The organism is Roseivirga sp. AWQ4_251, assembly GCF_056158225.1.
The window spans coordinates 2732420-2754520 of record NZ_JBSWSW010000001.1; the positions used below are offsets into that span (position 1 = coordinate 2732420).

General features: G+C 40.6%; 19 protein-coding genes. All 19 read left to right on the top strand.

What is annotated here, in order from left to right; all coding sequences use genetic code 11:
• Nucleotide 1 precedes the first annotated feature (1 nt).
• Nucleotides 2-1054, top strand: a complete 1053-nt coding sequence (locus ACXACJ_RS11885; RefSeq protein ID WP_475134590.1) for an efflux RND transporter periplasmic adaptor subunit — start codon at nt 2-4, stop codon at nt 1052-1054.
• A gap of 10 nt (nt 1055-1064) precedes the next feature.
• The gene (locus tag ACXACJ_RS11890; RefSeq protein ID WP_475134591.1) at nt 1065-4220 is read left to right on the top strand and encodes an efflux RND transporter permease subunit; all 3156 of its coding nucleotides are present in this window, start codon (nt 1065-1067) and stop codon (nt 4218-4220) included.
• A gap of 63 nt (nt 4221-4283) precedes the next feature.
• The gene (locus ACXACJ_RS11895; RefSeq protein WP_475134593.1) at nt 4284-4883 is read left to right on the top strand and encodes a TetR/AcrR family transcriptional regulator; all 600 of its coding nucleotides are present in this window, start codon (nt 4284-4286) and stop codon (nt 4881-4883) included.
• 62 nt (nt 4884-4945) lie between these two features.
• Nucleotides 4946-5416 (top strand): GNAT family N-acetyltransferase, encoded by a 471-nt coding sequence (locus ACXACJ_RS11900; protein ID WP_475134594.1) that lies wholly within the window; start codon nt 4946-4948, stop codon nt 5414-5416.
• Between the two features lie 177 nt (nt 5417-5593).
• A complete protein-coding gene (locus ACXACJ_RS11905) occupies nt 5594-7177 on the top strand; it encodes an FMN-binding glutamate synthase family protein (protein ID WP_475134595.1) in 1584 nt (527 codons plus the stop codon).
• Between the two features lie 95 nt (nt 7178-7272).
• Entirely contained in the window at nt 7273-7791 is a 519-nt protein-coding gene (locus ACXACJ_RS11910; RefSeq protein ID WP_475134597.1) for an energy transducer TonB, read from the top strand.
• A gap of 115 nt (nt 7792-7906) precedes the next feature.
• Nucleotides 7907-8878, top strand: a complete 972-nt coding sequence (locus ACXACJ_RS11915) for a GSCFA domain-containing protein (RefSeq protein WP_475134598.1) — start codon at nt 7907-7909, stop codon at nt 8876-8878.
• Nucleotides 8879-8887: 9 nt separating this feature from the next.
• The gene (locus ACXACJ_RS11920) at nt 8888-10924 is read left to right on the top strand and encodes a thioredoxin domain-containing protein (protein ID WP_475134599.1); all 2037 of its coding nucleotides are present in this window, start codon (nt 8888-8890) and stop codon (nt 10922-10924) included.
• Nucleotides 10911-11561, top strand: a complete 651-nt coding sequence (locus ACXACJ_RS11925; protein ID WP_475134600.1) for a hypothetical protein — start codon at nt 10911-10913, stop codon at nt 11559-11561. The genes ACXACJ_RS11920 and ACXACJ_RS11925 overlap by 14 nt, the downstream gene beginning before the upstream one ends.
• A gap of 102 nt (nt 11562-11663) precedes the next feature.
• Nucleotides 11664-12563: a cell division protein FtsX gene (locus ACXACJ_RS11930; protein ID WP_475134602.1), complete on the top strand. Its 900-nt coding sequence runs from the start codon at nt 11664-11666 to the stop codon at nt 12561-12563.
• Nucleotide 12564: 1 nt separating this feature from the next.
• On the top strand, nt 12565-12783 hold the full coding sequence (locus ACXACJ_RS11935; protein ID WP_475134604.1) for a DUF3098 domain-containing protein: 219 nt from the start codon (nt 12565-12567) through the stop codon (nt 12781-12783).
• Nucleotides 12783-13574 carry an undecaprenyl-diphosphate phosphatase gene (locus tag ACXACJ_RS11940; protein ID WP_475134605.1) on the top strand — a complete coding sequence of 264 codons (792 nt, stop codon included), beginning with the start codon at nt 12783-12785 and terminating at the stop codon, nt 13572-13574. Before ACXACJ_RS11935 ends, ACXACJ_RS11940 begins: the two co-directional genes overlap by 1 nt.
• Nucleotides 13575-14285 (top strand): tRNA pseudouridine(55) synthase TruB, encoded by a 711-nt coding sequence (truB, locus tag ACXACJ_RS11945; RefSeq protein ID WP_475134607.1) that lies wholly within the window; start codon nt 13575-13577, stop codon nt 14283-14285. It begins immediately after the preceding gene.
• Nucleotides 14282-15217, top strand: coding sequence for a bifunctional riboflavin kinase/FAD synthetase (locus ACXACJ_RS11950; RefSeq protein WP_475134609.1), 936 nt, complete (start codon nt 14282-14284; stop codon nt 15215-15217). The genes truB and ACXACJ_RS11950 overlap by 4 nt, the downstream gene beginning before the upstream one ends.
• Before the next feature lie 7 nt (nt 15218-15224).
• A complete protein-coding gene (locus tag ACXACJ_RS11955; protein WP_475134610.1) occupies nt 15225-15923 on the top strand; it encodes a CoA transferase subunit A in 699 nt (232 codons plus the stop codon).
• 1 nt (nt 15924) lies between these two features.
• A complete protein-coding gene (locus ACXACJ_RS11960; protein WP_475134611.1) occupies nt 15925-16587 on the top strand; it encodes a 3-oxoacid CoA-transferase subunit B in 663 nt (220 codons plus the stop codon).
• Between the two features lie 220 nt (nt 16588-16807).
• Nucleotides 16808-17155, top strand: coding sequence for a gliding motility protein GldC (gene gldC / locus ACXACJ_RS11965; protein WP_475134613.1), 348 nt, complete (start codon nt 16808-16810; stop codon nt 17153-17155).
• A gap of 182 nt (nt 17156-17337) precedes the next feature.
• Entirely contained in the window at nt 17338-20142 is a 2805-nt protein-coding gene (locus ACXACJ_RS11970; protein WP_475134614.1) for a TonB-dependent receptor, read from the top strand.
• Between the two features lie 12 nt (nt 20143-20154).
• The gene (locus tag ACXACJ_RS11975; RefSeq protein ID WP_475134615.1) at nt 20155-21798 is read left to right on the top strand and encodes a hypothetical protein; all 1644 of its coding nucleotides are present in this window, start codon (nt 20155-20157) and stop codon (nt 21796-21798) included.
• Nucleotides 21799-22101: the final 303 nt, after the last annotated feature.

Below are 22101 nucleotides of genomic sequence, written 5' to 3' on the forward strand. Positions count from 1 at the left end.
AATGAAAAAGACAATCATAACGATAATCATCCTGGGGGCTGTTGCCACCGCATTCTACTTCATACTTCAGTCTAATAAAGAGAAAAATGAAGAAGAGGTAGCCATAGTTGCCCAAACCAATAGCGAAGTAGCGGTGAGAGTTGCTTCGGTGAAAAACGAAGAAATCAGCGAAGGATTCAGCGTAAACGGATCATTCATTCCCAAAACCAAGGCAGAGATTTCTGCTGAAGTTGGAGGTCAGTTGATTGAACTAAAAGTGAAAGAAGGAAGTGTAGTGAAGGCCGGTCAGGTGATAGCACAAATTGCTCAGGATAAGTTGGATATCAACGTGAGCAATGCCAAAGCGAATCTGGACAATGCCATACTCACTTTAGAAAGATATGAAGCAGCGCACAAAACGGGTGGAATAACAACTGCCCAGTTAGATCAGGCGAAGCTTCAGGTTGAAAATGCCAAGGCTCAGTATGAGTTGGCTAAGTTGAACTCAGGAGACACCAGGGTTATCACAAAGGTTAGTGGAGTTGTGAATGAAAAGAAGGTTGAATTAGGTGCGGTTGTGAACCCTGGTGCTCCAATTGTTGAAGTGGTCGACATCTCCTCTCTCAAACTAAAGGTGGAAGTAGACGAGGTTTTAGTGAGCAGATTAGCGGTAGGTCAGCAAGTAACTATTGTGCCAAGAGCCACCAACGAAGAGCTTACAGGAACCATCAGTTTTATAGCGCCATCATCTAATGGAGCTCTGAAATTCCCGGTAGAAATCACTGTAGATAATAGCGAAGGCCAACTAAGAGCCGGCATGTATGCTTCAGCAAAATTTGCTTCGGCAGATAGCAAGGAGAGGCTTACTATTCCGAGATCTGCCTTTGTGGGTAGTGTGAGTAACAATGAGGTATTCGTAGTGAAAAGCGGTGTGGCTCAGTTAACCAAGATCAAAGCCGGTGTGAATTATGGAGATAAGGTTGAAGTGGTTTCCGGTTTGAATGCAGGAGATCAGGTGGTAACCAGCGGTCAGATTAACCTGACTGACGAGGCGAAAGTGAGAATCATCAAATAATAGTGCCGAAATGAAAATAGCAGAAGTATCTATAAAACGGCCAAGTTTGGTGATCGTGCTACTCGCACTGCTCATCATTGGTGGCCTGTTCAGCTATAGTCAGCTCAGCTATGAGCTGATCCCGAAATTCGAAGTAAAAGTGGTAACAGTTGCTACTGTTTATCCCGGAGCTTCACCTGCAGAGGTAGAAAATACAGTTTCCAGAAAGATTGAAGATGCGGTTTCCTCGCTTGAGAATATCAAGAAGATTGAGACCAAATCTTACGAGAGTTTGTCTACCGTAATCATTCAGTTTAATAACGAAGCGGATGTAGATTATGCCCTGAACGATGCGCAGCGAAAAATCAATGCCATCCGTTCTGAATTGCCGGAAGACATTGAAGAGCCTTCACTTTCGCAGTTCTCATTGTCCGACTTGCCGGTGGTGAGTTTGGGGGTAACAGCCGATCTTTCTGAGAGCGAATTGTATGATCTGATCGATCAGAAAATTCAGCCTGACTTTTCCAGAATTCCCGGTGTGGCTCAGGTGAATATTGTAGGTGGTCAGGAGAGAGAGATCCGTGTCAATATCGATCAGAACAAGCTAGAAGGCTATGGTCTCACTATCGCTCAGGTTCAGCAGGTCATTTCAGCTTCCAACCTCGACTTCCCGACAGGAAATCTCAAAACCAGAGAGAATACAACACTCATTCGTCTTTCAGGAAAAATTAATTCGGTAGATGAATTGAGAGAATTGGTGATCTCTTCTAAAGACGGAAAAAACATTCGCCTTACTGATGTTGCCGAGGTTCAGGATACTCAGAAGGAGACCGATAAAATTGCCAGAATCAATCGTGAAAACACCATTTTGTTGCAAGTGCAAAAGCAAACCGATGCCAATGCGGTAACGGTAAGTGAGTTAGTTCAGGAAGAAATGGCCGCCATTGAGCAGCAATATGCAGAACAAGGTGTAAAACTTACTATTGCCAATGATACCTCTGTGTTTACCCTGGAGGCGGCAAACTCGGTAATCCACGATTTGTTTATAGCCATTGGTCTGGTGGCTTTTGTAATGCTGTTCTTCCTTCACAGTATCAGAAATGCAGTGATTGTAATGGTTTCCATTCCAACCTCATTGATCGCTACTTTCATAGGAATGATGATTGCCGGTTACAGCCTTAACCTGATGAGCTTGCTGGCACTTTCGCTTGTGGTGGGTATTCTGGTAGATGACGCCATTGTGGTGATCGAGAACATTCACAGACATATGGAAATGGGCAAAAACAAGGTGCGTGCTGCCTATGATGGAGCCAAGGAAATTGGTTTTACAGTAACCGCCATTACCCTTGTAATTGTGGTAGTATTCCTTCCAATTGCCATGAGCTCTGGTCTGGTTTCAGATATCATTAGCCAGTTCTGTGTAACGGTAATCATTGCCACCATGCTATCATTGTTGGTATCCTTTACCGTAGTGCCATGGTTGTTCTCGAGATACGGAAAACTTGAATTAATCAGCGAGAAGTCTCTTCTCGGCAAAGTCATTCACAAGTTTGAAGAAGGTTTGACCTGGTTCACCAATCAAATCACTGTCATCTTAAAATGGTCTTTGAATCATAAAATACTTACGCTCTTATTGGCCGGTATTCTGTTTATCAGTTCATTCTTTCTGATTGGTGCGGGCTATATAGGGACAGACTTTTTCCCAGGAACAGACAGAGGTGAATTTCTGGTGCAGTTGGAAATCAACAAAGACGCGTCTATTGAAGAAATGAACTTCATCACTCAAAAGGCTGAAAGCTATTTGCAGACTTTGCCTGAGGTGGAAAGGCTGATCACAACCGTTGGTCAGGCCAGTGGAGGCATGGGAGCAGCACAATCGACCAATTACAAATCGGAGATTAGTGTTACTCTCGTTGATAAGTCTTTGAGAGAGGACAAAACCAACGTTTATGCTGCAAAATTGAAGCGCCAGCTGGAGCAGGAATTGGTAGATGCCAAAGTGAAAACTGTTCCGGTAGGTTTGATTGGTGCCGAAGAAGCCCCTCTTCAGATGAATATTACCGGAGCCAGTATGGAAGTAGCGATGGCTTATGCAAGAAAGGCGGAAGAACTACTGAGATCTATTGATGGCGCAACAGAAATTGAACTGAGTGTAGAAGATGGAAATCCGGAGATTTCGGTTTCGGTAGACAGAGACAGAATGGCCATGTTGGGTCTGAATGTGGCTACTGTAGGTCAGACCCTGAGAACTGCTTTCAGTGGAAATACCGATAATAAGTACAGAACCGGTAACAATGAGTATGACATTAATATCATTCTCGATGAAGCATACCGTACCAGCATTGAAGATGTTGAGAACATTAACTTCATCAATAGTGATGGGAAAAAGATCAAGCTATCACAGTTTGCGGATATTAATTATGGTTCAGGTCCGTCTTTGCTGGAGCGATACAACAGAGCGCCATCGGTGGCTGTTAAAGGCCAAACTGTTGGTAAAACAGTAGGAGCTGTAGCTGCAGAATGGGAGGCAAAATTGAATGAGCTTGAAAAACCTAAAGGTGTAGACTGGACCTGGGGTGGAGATATGGAAAACCAAAGCGATGGTTTCGGAACCCTGGGTATTGCCCTTTTGGCCGCTATTATGTTGGTGTACATGATTATGGTGGTGCTTTATGATGACTTTGTGAAGCCGTTTATCGTACTATTTTCCATTCCGCTTTCATTCATCGGAGCACTTTGGGCATTGGCACTTACCAACCAAAGCTTGAACATCTTTACCATCCTCGGTATCATTATGCTAATTGGTCTGGTGGCTAAAAACGCCATCCTGTTGGTAGATTTTGCCAACCATAGAATGAAGCAAGGCGAGAAGATCAAAGATGCCTTGATTCAGGCCAACCATGCTCGTCTGCGTCCGATTCTGATGACCACCATTGCCATGGTCATTGGTATGTTGCCGATTGCATTGGCTTCCGGTGCTGCCGCTGAAATGAATAATGGCTTAGCCATTGTAATTATTGGTGGTCTGCTTTCGTCACTATTCCTTACTTTGGTGATCGTTCCTGTAGTTTACATGATTGTAGTACGTTTGGAAGAGAAATTCTCTAAACACAAAGATGTTGACTATAACGAGTTGATGGTGGCTGACTATGAGCACAACCATCCTGAAAGTGAAATTGAATTTTAACAAATAGCGAACAAGGGAAACCAATCCTCAAAAACTTGGTTTCCCTTGTTCATCTTATTCGAAATGGAAAAGGACAAGGCTTTTATTGAAAAAGCAACTCAGATTTTTATAGAAAACGGAGCCAAAACCGTTACCATGGACGATTTGGCCAGAGAGTTTGGTGTTTCTAAAAAGACCCTTTACCAGAAATACAAAAACAAAGATGAACTGTTGGAAGATGTGCTTTTGCATTCAACCAACAAAGTGCTCCAGGTCATCAAAGATTTGGATGACAAAATTGACAATGCTGTCATACGTATGTTCGCCAGAGACGAAGACATTGAGCGAATTGCCTCCACAAACAATTCCATTATGCTGAAGCAGCTGATCAAATACTACCCAGATCTGTTCAGCAAACACATGCTAACCTTCTCTGAAAAGTTCGCGGAAATTGTAACGCAGAACATCGACAGAGGCAGAAAGCAAGGCTACTACCGAGAAGATTTTGACGCCAAGCTGTATGCGAAAATGTACTTCCAGCTTATCATGTCTTACGACAGTTCTCCATACATCGACACGGAAGCCTTAACCAAGCAAGAATATCACCACGAAGCACTTAAGCTTTACATGAATGCCATCACCACAGAAAAAGGCAGGCAACTGATGAAGGAACAAGGGTATTGAAAATCCTTCTTTGATTAAAACCTCAAAAGGCATTCACCTTTTAATTTTTCGAATTAGCTTTAGTGAATATTGCTGCGCTAATGCTTACCCTAAAACGAACAAACTCCTCGGATCCAGACTTTATTGCGCTGGTGAAATTTCTAGATGCCGAACTTGCTATTCATAATGGTGATGAGAATGATTTCTTTGCTCAGTTCAATAAAATCGATCAGATCAAAAATGTGATTGTCGCCTATTTAGATGAACTACCAGTAGGCTGTGGAGCCATCAAAGCCTTCAGTGAAAATACGATGGAAGTGAAACGCATGTATGTTTCGCCCTCTGTAAGAGGTAAAAGAATAGCTACTGAAATTCTGGAAGAACTAGAAAAATGGGCAACTGAACTTGGCCACACCCAATGTGTGTTGGAAACAGGGACCAAACAAGTTGAAGCCGTAGCATTGTACACGCGAAGTGGCTACCTACAAACCGAAAAATACGGCCAATATGCAAACAGCCCAAATAGCCTTTGTTTTGCCAAGAAGTTGATTTGAGATTTATTCAAACAATTATTGGCACAAAAAGTCATTTAAACAGAACTTTTAATTTCGGGTCTCACATCAACCAATTCGGGATTTTTCAGAAAGTTCTACGCTGCTTCAAATAAAAATTGTTGCCTCTTCTTTTCATGGCAACCTAGAACTTCTAATTTGACAAAAACTACAATTCAAATGGATTCCGTACTTGCTTTCCTTTCCGCAGTTCCATGGTGGGGCTGGGTGCTTTTCTTTTTATTCATCGTTTTCCTTCGCGACATTATTCAGCGGAAACACACCATCAGCCACAATTTCCCAATTGTTGGGCATATCCGTTATATGCTGGAAAAAATTGGCCCTGAATTGCGCCAATATATTGTAGCCAACAATAGAGAAGAATTACCTTTTAATCGCAGTCAAAGGTCATGGGTTTACGCTTCTTCCAAAAAAGAAAACAACTACCAAGGTTTTGGAACCGACCAGGATCAATATTCGCCTGGCTTTATTTTCATTAACCCAACCATGCTGCCCTACAGCCCGAAGAAATCGCACCCAAACACGGAGCACTACGACTTAATTCCTTGCGCCAAATTGATGGGTGAATACAACAAAAGAAAGCGTCCGTTTAGGCCAAAATCAATAGTGAATATTTCAGCTATGAGCTTTGGTTCGCTTTCGGCAAAAGCCATTGAGTCACTAAATAAAGGAGCAAAAAAGGCAGGTTGTTATCACAATACTGGCGAGGGCTCTCTCTCCTCCTATCATCAGAATGGTGCCGACATTATGTTTCAATTCGGAACTGGATATTTCGGGATTCGCGATGAAGCAGGTAATTTCAATCTGGAAAAACTCGTAAAATTGGTGGAGACGCATGATTACATTCGAGGTATTGAAGTCAAGCTTTCACAAGGCGCCAAGCCGGGCAAAGGAGGCGTTTTACCTGCTTCTAAAATCACTAAGGAAATTGCTGAAATCAGGCATCTACCTATGGGCAAAGATGTAATTTCTCCTGCCAGTCACACGGCCTTCACCAATATTCCTGAATTGCTTGATTTTGTAGAGAACATTGCGAAAAACACTGGCCTTCCTGTTGGAATTAAATCTGCGGTGGGTAAACTCGATATGTGGGAAGAACTGACAGATTTGATGCTTGAACGCAACGTTGGGCCAGACTTTATCACCATAGATGGAGGAGAAGGAGGCACAGGAGCTGCTCCCCCAGCCTTCGCCAATCATGTTTCTTTGCCCTTCGTTTTTGCTTTCTCTCAGGTTTATCAAATCTTCAAAAGAAAAAATCTTACCGATCGCGTTGTATTTATTGCTTCAGGCAAACTTGGTTTCCCATCAAGCACGCTTATGGCTTTTAGTTTGGGAGCCGACCTAATCAATGTAGCCAGAGAAGCTATGCTTTCAATCGGATGTATTCAAGCACAATCTTGCCATACAAATACCTGTCCTGCTGGAGTTGCCACCCAAAGCAAATGGTTACAAGCGGGCATTGATCCAACCTTGAAATCAGAGCGATTCTACAATTACGTAAAAACCTTGAGAAAGGAAATTTTGGAAATCACACACGCTTGTGGTTACGAACACCCTTGCCAAATGACGATGGGCGATGTCGATATGAGCATGGGCGATAACAATTACACCACTACCCTACGTCAAATTTATAATTACGATAAAGTGCCAGTGGATTTTGTAGGTACTCAAGAATTATTGAACTGTCCTCATTTAGGTGGAAAATCATCAGACACTACACATCAGAGCATGAAAGCCTAAACATTTCTTACTGAATATCAGATTTTTACACACAACAACTAAAAACACTTGCTTTAAACTATTTAAATAGTTTAATTAATAAAAAATTAGTTGTTATGAAAAAATCAATCTTACTATTAGTCGTTCTCACCCTCACTTGGGCTTGTTCGGAAGAAGAGGTTTATCAGGAGTTAGATGGAGAAGTAGGCCAAGTAACAGGTATTGTTACAGAAGAAGCCATATCTGGTGATCAAGTTTTTGAAGTAGTGGAAGAGCAGCCACGTTTCCCTGGCGGACAAGAAGCTTGGGTGAAATTCCAGAAGGAAAACTTAAAATATCCTGAAAAAGCTAAAAATATGGGCGTGGAAGGCGCTGTCTATTTATCTTATGTTGTGAGCAAGGAAGGAGCTATTAGCGATATTCAAGTGACTCGAGGTATTGGAGCTGGCTGTGATGTTGAGGCAGTTCAACTTCTTCAGAATTCTCCAAACTGGACACCAGGTTTGCAGCGAGGACGCCCCGTTAATACAAGAATGGCAGTTCGCATTGTATTTAAATTAAACGATTCAAAAAAAATAGCCCCAGCTAGAGACAAAGCCTTGGCTTCGGATTTTGAGGAGGTGGTTGAGAGATAAGCCCAAAGGTTCATTAAGGTTAAAACAGGGCCCTTCAGAAATCTGAAGGGCTTTTTTACGTGCTCTATCTAAATTCAAAAACAGCGTTTTCATTTATCAATCCGTATCTTTGAACATGTTCAGAACGGAATTAAACCCTAAGGCTTCTGCTTTTTCGATTGATATTTCATCTCCTATCATATGTCTAGGTTCTTGTTTTGCAGAACATATCGGCAGCAAATTAGAGAACCACAAGTTCGAAACCCTTCGCAATCCCTTTGGCATAATCTTCAATCCATTATCCATTTTCGAGTTAGTTGAAGCTTCTTTTTTCAGAAGCAGCTTTACCCAACCTAGTTTTCTCGAAAGAGATGGCATTCACCTTAACTATAAAGTCCACTCAGAGCTGAACGGTAAATCAGAAACCGATTTAGAATCAAAGATTAATAGGCAAAGAAACAGACTGAATAAGGCGCTGAAAAGCGCAAAAGTCATAGCCATTACTTTTGGTACAGCTTGGGTTTATGAACAAAAGAAAACGGGAATGTTGGTTGCCAATTGCCATAAAATTCCTGCTTCAGAATTCAACAAACGGCTTTTAAGCATAGAAGAAATTGTTGCGGGTTTTATGGAGCTTAAAGAGTTGCTTCAAACCAAAAATCCGGACATCAAATTCATCCTTACCGTCAGCCCTGTTCGCCATATTAAAGACACGATTGAGTTGAATAGTGTCAGCAAAAGCATCCTCCGAATGGCTTGTCATCAAATCACAGCGTTTGCAGATGATGTCAGTTATTTCCCAGCATATGAATTTATGATGGATGACCTTCGGGATTACAGATTCTACGAAAGCGATATGATTCATCCAAATCAAGTGGCGATCGATTACATCTGGGAGAAATTCCAAAACACATATTTCAATAAACAAACACTGGATTTTGTAAAAGAGTGGAAAAGTATTAGTGCCGCTTTGCACCATAAACCTTTTCATCCCAATTCTGAAAGTCATCAAAAATTTCTTCTCAACACGATTGACAAACTTGAGAAACTTAAAAATCAAGTTGATGTTAAAAAGGAAATCGCCACATTAAAATCTCAGTTGATCTAGCACCAAACCATGACAAAGCACACAAACCGCCTTATCAATTCTACTTCTCCTTACCTGCTTCAGCATGCACATAATCCTGTAGATTGGTTTCCTTGGGGAGAAGAGGCACTTGAAAATGCTAAGCGACAAAACAAACCTATTATTGTCAGTATTGGCTATTCGGCTTGCCATTGGTGCCATGTGATGGAGAGAGAAAGTTTTGAAAATGAGCAAGTGGCGAAAATCATGAACGACCATTTTGTTTGCATTAAGGTCGATCGTGAAGAAAGGCCGGATGTCGATCAAATTTACATGGATGCCGTTCACGCAATGGGCTTGCAGGGCGGCTGGCCCCTGAATGTGGTTTTGCTTCCAGATCAGCGCCCTTTTTATGGCGGCACTTACTTTCCAGCCGAAGGTTGGGCAAGGTTGTTATTACAAATCGCGAAAGTGTACAAAGAACAAAGGCACGAGCTTGAGAAATCAGCCGCTGGGTTTATGAATTCACTTTCCGTAAGCGACATTCAGAAATATGGTTTAACAGATAGTAATGCTCATTTTTCCAAGTCGGAATTGAAGCAGATGTTCGATATTCTAAGCAAGAATTTCGACTCCAAAAAAGGTGGAATGAACCGCGCTCCGAAATTCCCAATGCCGGTAATTTACTCCTTTCTGCTTCGCGAATATTACTTCAACAAGAATGAAAAGGCACTTGCACAAGTAGAGCTTACGCTCGAAAAAATGGCTTTCGGTGGACTTTATGATCAAATCGGTGGCGGTTTTACGCGCTATTCAACAGATGAAGATTGGTTTGTCCCTCATTTCGAAAAAATGCTTTACGACAATGGGCAGCTTGTCAGCCTATATTCCGAGGCTTATCAAGTGAGCAAAAAACCTCTTTATAAGCAAATCGTCAATCAAACCATTGAATGGCTGAAAAGAGAAATGACAACTGAAGAAGGAGGTTTCTACTCCGCTTTGGATGCCGATAGCGAAGGCGAAGAAGGAAAATTCTATTGCTGGACAGAAGAAGAATTCCATCATGTTTTAGGTCCCGATGCCAGCTTAATGATTGATTACTACAATCTTTCACCCAAAGGAAATTGGGAGTACAACAAAAACATTCCTTTCAGGAATTTAAGTAATGAAGCTTTTACTGAAAAGTACGATTTGGAAGTTGACGAACTTGAGGATTTGATCAACATCGCCAATATGAAGTTGTTGGCTTATCGCAATCAGCGCGTTCGACCAGGCTTAGACGATAAAATTCTTTCGGGCTGGAATGGCTTGATGCTAAAGGGGCTTGTGGATGCCTGCGCTACTTTTCAAGAAGCAAGTTTTCTGGAACTCGCTTTGAAAAACGCTGAATTTCTCACTTCAAAAATGGCTGTGGGCAATAAGCTTTTCAGGAATTATAAAAATGGAATAGCCAACATAGATGGCTATTTGGAAGATTATGCAGCCGTTATTCAAGGCTTAACAGCTCTCTACCAAGTGACTTTTGATGAAAATTGGCTAGAAAAGGCAGAAGAATTTACAGCGTATACATTAACTCACTTTTTTGATGAGAATGAAGGTTTCTTCTTCTATACTGATGAACAATCTGAAAAACTCATCGCGCGTAAGAAGGAGGTTTTCGACAATGTAATTCCTGGTTCCAACTCCTTAATGGCGCAAAATCTTTTCCAGCTAGGGACAATTCTCGGAAACGAAACCTACCTTTCTATAGCGACCAGCATGCTGGGCAAAGTAAAAAAAATGGTTTTGGTAGAACCACAATACTTAACCAATTGGGCCTGTTTATTCGCCCAAATGACTGCACCTATCGCAGAAATAGCCATTGTGGGGGATGACATTCAAGAGCAAAGCCTGAACTTTTTCGAAGATTTTCTACCCAACAAAGTTTTAGTAGGGAGTAAAAACGCTGCAAAAAGCCAGCTAGAATTACTAAAAGACAGAGGCCAAGTGAATCACAAAACCACATTTTATGTTTGTTTTAACAAAGCTTGCCAATTGCCAGTAAATAGCGTTAGAGAAGCTTTAGAACAGATTCATGAAGCCCATTGATTTTGAAGCCCAGTTTTTTGTTCCCGGAAAAGGAATTCCTCTGTTTATCTCTTCAGATCGACTGATGGGCTTGAGCTTTTTAGTTTTTATGAGCTCATGGTTTATAAAATCTGAAGTTGAATATCTAGGACTTCTTCAAAAGCAAACTTTGGATATTTTCATGCTTTTGAGCGTATTGTCTGCCATTTACAGTAGTCTTTGGGGTTTAAAAGCAGAAGAGAAAAAGCATGGTCACTTTGAAGGGATCTTAAAAATAACCGATAGCCATATACAAGCTGATGGACGTACTTTTTCATGGGTAAACATTAAGAGCCTCAATTTTAGAATAGGCCTTGTAAAAGGCGAACCTAGATATGAATTTGGGTCATTTTTCTACAGATATCGCTTTTATGGATCCCCTAACTACTCAGCTGGCTTAGATAATTACATTGAATTCGAATATTTAGAACAAAAAATTAAGCTTCGATTCGAACTTGATTCTTATCGGCAACAATCTAGATTCAAAAACACTATCAAAGAGCTTTTTTACCGAGAACATATAAGTCTTTATGAAACATACACTGGCTTGAAACTCGAATATGAAGAAATTCAAAAATTGAAAGATCAAAAAAATACCCGTGTCAAACCTCAAACTTGAGCACGAACATTTCCCAAAACCATTGCACCTTAAATAATATTAAAGTCTATTGACAGTTCTGTCATAGAATAAATTACTATTTTTGACCGATTCGAGATTAGCGTGAATAAGTACGAAAAGAAAGCCAAGCGAAAGAAAAAAGTAGGTTCATACCAATATGGGAGTGTTGTCTTTAGCGTCACACTTGCCTTATTTGTGATTGGGCTGTTCGGTGTGCTTCTGCTACAAACCAACAGGCTTACATCCATTATTCAAGAAAACATCGAGCTTCAGATTTATTTGGATAAAAATCTTTCTGAGAATCAGAAAACGCGCATTCGAAATGAGATTTCTACCAGTGCCTACGTTCTTAAAAATGAGGAAACACCTCAAATCACTTTTATCTCTAAAGAAGAAGCCGCAAAACAGTTCACAGAACAAACGGGTGAGGATTTTTCAGAATTCTTGGGCGACAATCCACTGAGAGATGCACTTGTCATCAACGTGTCCCCCGACTTTCAAACCAATGCTAAACTCGATAGCATTCGAAATCGAATTAATACAATTAGTGGGGTTTTTGAAGTCACATATGTAGAAAGCTTGGTTGATTCCATCAACAAAAACCTTCGAAACATCAGCCTCGTTCTTTTAGGCTTTGCTGCTATTCTTTTGTTGGTAGTAATCATGCTGATTAACAATACAATCAAATTGGCACTATTCTCTCAACGCTTTTTGATTCGCAGCATGCAACTGGTTGGGGCCACAAGCGGCTTTATCAAGAAACCATTTTTGAAAAGATCTTTATTTCATGGGGCTATTGCGGGTGTTGTTGCTTCGCTACTCCTTTTTGGCTTGCTTCAATTTGCCAACAGTAAAGTCGATAGATTGATTGAGCTTCAACAAGAAACTTACATTTTGGCTCTTTACGGGGCTTTGGTGGTTCTTGGCGCCTTCATTGCACTTTTTAGCACGCTTCGCGCCATGAATAAATACTTAAAATTGTCTTTAGACGAATTATACTGATATGTCAGAAAAAAATAAAAATTTCGCTTTCGGAAAAGAGAACTACAAATGGATGTTGATCGGCCTAGGTGTTCTACTATTAGGTTTTATCATCATGTCGCTAGATAGCACTCAACACGGTCAAGGCTTTTTAGGGCTTACCTTAGGACCAATCATTATTGTAAGCGGGTTCGTTATTGAGTTTTTTGCCATTTTCAAAAAAGATAAAGCAGATAAATAATGTCTACTTTCGAAGCCATTATCCTTGGAATAATTCAGGGCTTAACGGAATTTTTGCCTGTTAGCAGCAGCGGCCATTTAGAATTGGCTAAGGCCATTTTGGGCGACACGAGTGTTCCTGAAGAAAGTCTTCTGATGACGGTCGTGTTACATGCCGCAACAGCATTAAGTACAGTGGTTATTTTTAGAAAAGAAATTGGAGAAATCGTCTCCGGTTTATTTCAATTCAAAAACAACGACCAGTTTCAGTATTCGCTAAAAATCGTGATTTCCATGATTCCAGCGGCTATAATTGGTGTGCTATTCGATGAACAAATAGAAACTCTTTTTGGGGGGCAAATTCTTTTAGTGGGCTGTATGTTACTAGTTACAGGAGGCTTACTTTTTTTAGCCGACAAAGCCAAAGAAACCAACAAAGGGGTTTCAATACCAAATGCACTAACCATTGGAATTGCGCAGGCCATTGCAATTCTTCCTGGTATTTCTCGTTCCGGTGCTACTATTTCAACTGCTGTTCTTTTAGGTATAGATCGTGAAAAGGCAGCTCGTTTTTCTTTCCTTATGGTAGTTCCTTTAATCATGGGAAAAATGGCTAAGGACATCCTGAGTGGCGATATTGCAGCATCTCATACCGACAGTTCAATACTCATTATTGGTTTTGTAACCGCATTCATCGCAGGTCTTGTGGCTTGCCAATGGATGATCTCTTTGGTGAAGAAAAGCCAATTGAAATACTTTTCATTTTATTGTTTTGTTGTAGGTTTGGGCGCTATTATCTACACCTTTATGTAAATGCCGCAAGCCTTAGAGATTGATTCATCCCTCAGCAAAGCTGAAAATTTCAGCAAAGGTCAGGTTATCCTGATAGACAAACCTTACGAATGGACTTCGTTTGGAGTAGTCAAAAAAATCCGATACAACATTAAAATCAAGAAGATAGGTCATGCGGGAACACTCGATCCTCTGGCTACTGGACTTTTGATTTTGTGTACAGGAAAAAAAACAAAAGCCATAGAAAGTTTTATGGCCGATGAAAAGGAATACACGGGCAGTTTTGTTTTGGGCAGTACAACTCCGAGCTACGATTTGGAAACTGAACCCACAGAATCTGTTGATGTTTCACATATTTCAGAAGTAGAAATTCATAAAGCAACAGAAGCTTTTACAGGCGAAATAGAACAAATTCCCCCAGTATTTTCAGCAATCAAAGTTGATGGAAAGCGCGCCTATAGCCATGCAAGAAAGGGAGAAGAAGTAGCGTTGAAATCCCGAAAAGTTACCATTTCTGAATTTGAAATAACCGCTGTAGATTTACCAAGAGTAGACTTCAGAGTTGTTTGCTCAAAAGGCACATATATTAGGAGTTTAGCCAATGATTTTGGGCAGCACATGGGCGTAGGTGCTTATTTAAGTGCATTACGCAGAACAAGAATCGGAAACCACAAAGTTAGCGATGCTTGGTCGCTCGAAGATTTTATCAACTACGTGAAAACCATAGAATGAAAATTCACCTGGGCACAGACCCCATTAAAGAACTTAAAAACGCTGTAGTTACAAGCGGTACTTTTGATGGCGTACATGTAGGCCACCAAAAAATATTGGCCCGCCTTCGCGAAGTTGCTAATCAAATGGGCGGTGAAACCGTGCTAATCACCTATTGGCCTCACCCCAGAATGGTGCTCAAACCCTATGATCATTCGCTGAAACTGCTTACTACTTTCCCTGAAAAGGCCACTTTGCTTGAAAAGTATGGCATCGATCATTTGGTGAAAATCCCTTTTACTCCTGAGTTCTCTCAAATGAGCCCTGAAGAATATATCAGAGTTATTTTGAAAGAGAGAGTTCAAACCCGAAAGATCATTATTGGTTATGATCACCGTTTCGGAAAAGGAAGAGAGGGTGGTTTAGAAGCCTTGCAAACCTTCGCGCCAAAGTATGGTTATGAGGTTGAAGAAATTCCAAGGCAAGACATAGATGAGATTGGCGTATCATCCACCAAAATCAGAAAAGCACTTGATGTTGGCGATGTAAAAACTGCCAATGAGTACCTTGGAAGACCCTTCTGTATAAACGGAATGGTGGTTCACGGACAAAAACTGGGTAGAAAATTAGGCTATCCAACGGCCAACATCCATATCAAAGAGCCGTACAAGCTGATACCTGCTGATGGTATTTACGCGGTTCATGTATGCAACAAATTCCAGAAATGGAATGGTATGCTGAACATAGGTCAACGCCCTACAATTGGTGGAGATGCTAAAACCATAGAGGTTCACATTTTTGATTTCAACGAAGATATTTACGATTCAGAAATCAGTGTTGAATTCATAGAATTGATCAGGAAGGAGGAAAAATTCAATTCTATTGACGAGCTTAAGCTACAATTGCAAAAAGACGAAGAAGCTGTAAGGGCTTGTTTAGCAAACTATAAATAGAAATATCATGATCAACAAGGTGGTGGCCAATGCCGATGAGGCAGTAAAAGACATACCTAATGATGCCGTGCTCATGCTGGGAGGATTTGGGCTTTGCGGTATCCCCGAGAATTGCATTTCTGCACTGCTCAAAACTGGAGTTTCAGGTTTGACCTGTATCAGCAATAATGCCGGTGTGGATGATTTTGGCATTGGTTTGATGCTTAAAACCAAGCAGGTTAAGAAAATGATTTCTTCTTATGTAGGAGAAAATGCAGAATTCGAAAGGCAGCTTTTGTCGGGAGAACTTGAAGTGGATTTAATTCCGCAAGGCACTTTAGCCGAAAGAATTAGAGCGGGTGGAGCTGGAATTCCAGCATTTTTCACACCTGCTGGATATGGAACGGAAGTAGCTGAAGGCAAAGAAACCAGAGAGTTTGATGGAAAAATGTACCTCATGGAAAGTTGGCTTAAAGCCGATTTTGCATTGGTAAAAGCCTGGAAAGGTGACACATCTGGTAATTTGATCTTCAAAGGAACCGCTCGCAACTTTAACCCTATGATGGCGATGGCCGGTAAAATCACAATTGCGGAAGTAGAAGAACTGGTAGAACCCGGAGAACTAGACCCTAACATGGTTCACACTCCAGGTATTTTCGTACAGCGCATTTTCGAAGGCAAGAACTACGAAAAGAGAATTGAACAGAGAACCACTAAGCTAAAGTGATATGGCATTGGACAAAATAGGCATAGCGAAAAGAATTGCACAGGAAGTTCAAGATGGCACTTACATAAATCTGGGGATCGGTATTCCTACTTTGGTGGCCAACTTCATTCCTGAAAATATTAATGTAGTACTTCAATCTGAAAATGGACTTTTGGGGATTGGCCCTTTTCCTGAAGAAGAGGAAGTAGACGCAGACCTTATCAATGCTGGTAAGCAAACAGTAACCACAAAGCCTGATTCTGCGCTTTTCAGTTCAGCTGAAAGCTTCGAAATGATAAGAGGTGGGCATGTGGACCTAACCATTTTAGGAGCTATGGAAGTTTCTGAAAATGGAGATATCGCAAACTGGAAAATTCCAGGCAAAATGGTAAAAGGCATGGGGGGCGCCATGGATCTGGTGGCTTCTGCTGAAAACATAATTGTGGCCATGCAGCACTGTAGCCGTAGCGGTGAATCAAAATTACTCAGCGAATGCACATTGCCTATCACAGGCCTTAGGTGCGTAAAGAAAATAGTTACCGATATGGCCGTTCTCGATGTTCTTCCAGAAGGAGGATTTAAACTTTTAGAAAGGGCTCCAGGCGTTTCGGTTGAAGAAATACAAGCAGCAACTGCTGGTAAACTTATTATTGAAGGTGAAATACCTGAAATGAAAATTGATTAAGAGAATTCAAGCTCCTTTCGAAAGCCCTTACTGAATTCAGTGAGGGCTTTTCTATTTTACAGAATGCATTTAAAGCTTCCTGCTAAGGATTCTAGGCTTATATTTGCAATTATATTATTCCCAATTTCTTTAATAAGAAAAAAAGCATTGAACCTGTTGAAGGCAGAAGACGTTCAGCAGTTTAATGTTTTCAAAGCAATAGAATCAAACAACACTTACTATGAGAGAATCAGAAATTAAACTGAGAGTGGTCTTAGATAACGAAAACGTTCCAGAAAAAATTTATTGGGACGCCACAGAAAAGGAGAATTCAGGTGAAGAAGAGACCAAATCATTCAGTTTGAATATCTGGGATCACCTAAACCAAAACACGCTTCGCATAGATCTTTGGAACAAAGAAATGCCAGTAGATGAAATGAAAAGATTTTATGTGGATTGCCTTGGCGGCTTAGCGCAAAGCATTCTTAATTCTACTGGTGATGAGTTCATGTCAACCGCTATGAACAGATTATGCGACAAGTTGGTAAAGCACATCGAAGAAGAAAACAAAAAAAGCAACGAAGGATAAAAAAAGGGCTCTATGCCCTTTTTAAGCTTTTTTAAATAGTATGCATGACGAATATTTTTTCGCACAATCCCTTTATATACTTATAAAACATTGTATTTTTGAAATAGTCATAAATTTCTATCACAACTTATTTTAAACAGCCAAACTTTGTTTGTCCCCAAACTCAGAATCACATGATAAATATGAAGAGAATTTTAATGGGAATGATACTGGTGTTTCTGGCTATGCAATCGATTACATTGCAAGCTCAGTCACAAGTAAACATTTCTGGTAAGGTAGTGGATGCCGCTACCGGAGAAAGCCTGCCGGGCGTGAACATAAAGGTCAAGGATAAAGTGGTGGGAACTATATCCACTTCTAACGGAGATTTTAGCATTACCGTAAATCAAGCTCCTCCCCTTACGTTGATCTTTTCTTATGTAGGTTATACACCACAAGAAATTGAAATTACACAAGGTAACGTAACAGGCCTTGAAGTAAAAATGTCAGAACAAGTAATCTTTGGTCAAGATGTAGTTGTTTCCGCTTCAAGAGTTCAGGAAAACATCCTAAAATCACCTGTTTCGATTGAAAAACTTGACATCCTAGACATTCAGAATACGGCTGCACCTTCTTTTTACGATGCTCTCGCTTCAATGAAAGGTGTAGATTTCAGTACACAAAGTTTGACTTTCAAAACCATTAACACGAGAGGTTTTGGAGCTAATGGTAACACCAGATTCGTTCAATTGATTGACGGAATCGACAACCAAGCCCCCGGATTAAACTTCGCTGTAGGTAATATTGTAGGGATTAACGATTTAGATCTGGAATCTGCTGAATTGATTCCCGGTGCTGCTTCTGCCCTTTACGGCCCCAATGCCATTAACGGTATTTTACTTCTTACTTCTAAAAACCCATTCGATTACCAAGGTTTAAGCGTATACGCCAAAACTGGAGTAAACCATGTAGACGAACAACAAGACGATGTTTCGCTTTATCAAGATTATGGTTTCCGTTACGCTAAAGCTTTTAATAATAAAATTGCCTTTAAGGTTACCGCTTCTTATTTGAAAGCCAACGATTTTAGAGGTGTTGACTACAGAGATCAAGGTTTAGCCACTGGAGGTGTAGTAGAAAGAGGCGCTACTGAAAGAGGCGACAATAGATTTTACGATGGGGTAAACGTTTATGGAGATTTCGGGATTACAGTTGGTGCTGTGGCTGACGCAGCAATTGCTGGAGGGAACACCTCACTACCTCCAATTCGAACTCTATTCCCAGATGACCAATCTGGTTATTTTACACCTAGAGGTTACACCGAAGCATCATTCGTAGACAACACTACTGAAAGCATTAAGTTAGGTGGTGCACTTCATTACCGTCTGAACGATCAATTAGAGCTTTTCGGACAAGTAAACTACGGAGCGGGAAGCACGGTTTACACCGCTAACGACAGATTCGTTTTAGATAATTTCTCTATCACAACAGGAAAAATAGAATTGAAAGGCTCTGAGTTCTATGTGAGAGCCTACACGACTCAAGAAAATTCAGGAGATAGTTATGCGGCCAATACTTTGGCTTCTTTGATCAACCAACAGACTTATTTATCGCCTTACCTTCAAACATTCGCTCAGGCAAGGTTAACGGGGGCATCCATAGAACAAGCTCATGCAGCCGCTCGTTCAGCAGCCAATTCGGTTCAGCCACAACCGGGTTCAGCAGGTTTCGATAATCTAGCAACACAGTTAAGAGCTACTTCTATCGCTCAAGGTGGAGCTAAGTTTTTAGACAAATCCGATCTTTATCATACTGAAGCAAGTTGGGATTTAAGTGAAAGAATCCAATTTATAGATTTAGTAGTTGGAGCAAATTTCAGAAGCTATAAACTAAATTCAAGCGGAACGCTTTTCGCATTAGAAGATGATGGCTCTGAAGTTTCTATTAAAGAAGGTGGCGCTTATGCACAAGCTTCAAAAAGCCTTTTAGACGAAAACTTAAAATTCCAAGGTTCAATTCGTTATGATAAAAACGAATTCTTCAAAGGCCAGCTTTCACCAAGAGTTTCAGCGGTAGGAACCATTGCCGAAAACCACAATCTTCGTGGTTCATTCCAAAGAGGTTTCCGTATTCCAACCACGCAAGATCAATTTATTGACCTTGATGTGGTAACTCGAAGACTGATTGGTAGTAATGACCTACTGGTTGATCGCTACAGATTTAAAACGAATACGGTTTACACTACTCAAAGTGTAAATGCTGCGAGAGCTTCTGGCAACATCAACGATTTAGTGGTTGAAACTAGAATTAATCAAGACTTTAAAACTGAAAAAGTGAACACTTTTGAAATTGGTTATAAAGGTCTTCTAATGGACGGCAAACTTTTGATTGACGCTTACTACTACCATAGCAACTACAAAGACTTTATTGCTGAAATCGACTTTACTCAGGCTATTCCAAATGGGTTAAAAGGAGAAAATGCTCAAGCAGGAACTGACGGTCAAAAGCAAGCTATAATTGACGGTAATGTACCAACACAGCGTTACGGTTTCGACATTAATGCAACAGGAGTTGTAAAATCACAAGGGTGGGCAGTTCAATTGGATTATCAAATTGGTAACGGATACACCATTGGTGGTAATGTGGCATTCAATGAGTTGATTTCTCAAGATGACCTTTTAGCTCAAGGTTTTAGAGCTAGCTACAACACTCCAAAATACCGTTACAATATCAAGTTTGAAAACAGAAAAGTAACCGATCGTTTAGGCTTCAACATTACTTACAGATGGCAACAAGCATTCCTTTGGGAATCTTCAATTGGTGTGGGGGTTATTCCTGAATATGGAACTTTGGATGCACAAATTAGCTACAGAGTTCCAGACTGGAAATCAATTATTAAAGTTGGCGCTAGCAACTTATTGAATGAGCATTATACCACTTCATTTGCTAACCCAACTCTTGGAGGTATCTACTACATTCAAATCACGTTTGATGAATTCTTCAAATAAATCGACATGAAAATGAAAAACTTAAAAATATACGCTTGTGCATTAGCTCTTGGATTTGCGTTCACCTCATGCGATGAGGAAGATATTCTTATTCAGGAAAGAAAAGATGCTAATCCGCTTCCGTCTACTTCTCAATCAGGAACCAACGGAGCCGTATCACTTTCCAAATATGTCAGCATTGGAAATTCCCTTTCTGCGGGGTTTATGGATAATGCACTTTATTCTGATGGTCAGAACAATTCTTTCGCCAACATGTTGGCCACCCAATTTAAAATCTCTGGCATTGGTGGTGGTGATTTTAATCAGCCCGACATCAATTCACAAAATGGATATTCAGGCATAGGCCCAAACAATGCAATTTTAGGACGTTATATCTTGGATCTTAGTATTCCAGGCCCTGTTCCTACCCAAGGAGAAGCTCCTACAGCTTATTCTGGCAACAAAGCTACCTTGAACAATTTTGCTGTACCAGGTATGCGAGCTGTAGATATGTTTGATGCCTCATTTGCTGCTAGAAATGCTCTGTATGCAAGATTTGCCGACAATCCTGGCAATGCTCCTATTTACAGTCAAATTGCGGCTGCCGACCCAACTTTCTTTTCTTACTGGTTGGGAAATAATGATGTTTTAGGCTACGCAATTGCGGGTGGTGTTGACGAAAGCACAATTACTTCTGCAGGTGACTTTCAAGAAGCACTAACCAATACTTTAGGAGGGTTACTTAGTGACGGTCAAACCAAAGGAGTGGTTCTTTCACTTCCCCCAATGGTGGTGTTACCCTACTTCAGAGCCGTAAAATGGAATGCCATTCCTTTAGATCAAACAACAGCTGATCAGCTAAATGCTGCTTTAAAAGGAGTTAACGATGCACTTTATGGACTCTCTCAACTACCAGCACCTTACAATACGCTTTATGGTATTTCCGAAGAAGAGTACAACAAAAGGAAAATTCAGTATGCTGCTGGCCCAAATGCCATTCTTATGCACGATAAAGATTTGCAAGATCTAGGCCCTAACTTCGATTTCCTTTTATTATCTCAACAAATTACACAAGCTCAAAGAGATGCTCTTCGCCCTTATGAACAGTCAAGACCAGCAACTTCAGCTGACTTACCTGTGCTTACTGCAGCTACTGTTTTAGGAACAGGCGCTGCTCCAATTGGTTTAGCAACTCCTATTGAGGATAAATATATTTTATCGGCCAAAGAAGTAGTAAAAACAGTTACAGCTAGAGCAACTTTTAATGCAGTAATTAAAGGGGTTGTAGATGGAATCAATACACAAGCAGGAGGCCAAGTTCTCACTTTAGTGGACGTTCAACCTAAGTTTGCCGATTTGTTTGGGCTTACTCCTCAATTAGCTGCTCAATTGGCTCTTGGTTTAGGCTCTGATCCAAGTGCTGCCGCTGCTTCACAAGCTGCAGCTGATGGAGAAATAGTGGATGGTGTTAACATAGGTCTAGGTGTAGAGATTGAAGGTCAAATTTTACAACCTGACTTCAGCCCTAATGGAGTATTTTCAGTTGATGGTGTGCACCCTAACCCTCGCGGGCATGCAATTATCGCCAACTTGATTATTGATGCTATGAAAGAAGCTTACGGGGCTGATATTCCTAAAATCGATGTATTATCGAAAAGAGGTATTTTGATTCAATAAGAAGAATAAGAACACATCAATCATTTATATAGGGAGAATAATTCTCCCTTTTTTTATTTCAAAAGGGGCATAAAAAAAGTACCCCGAAGACGTCTTCTTCGGGGCACACCTCAACCAAATAGATAAATAACCATCAACTTCACGATCCAACAAGATCTTTGTTCTTTAATCTGTTGTCTATCATTTTACAATTGGCCTGCCAAAACCAGAACATTTTTCAACTAACTGAAAATCAATAAATTAAATTCATTACATAATCCCAAAATCAGATTTTCAGCTTCCATATCTGGATGCCATTCCCAA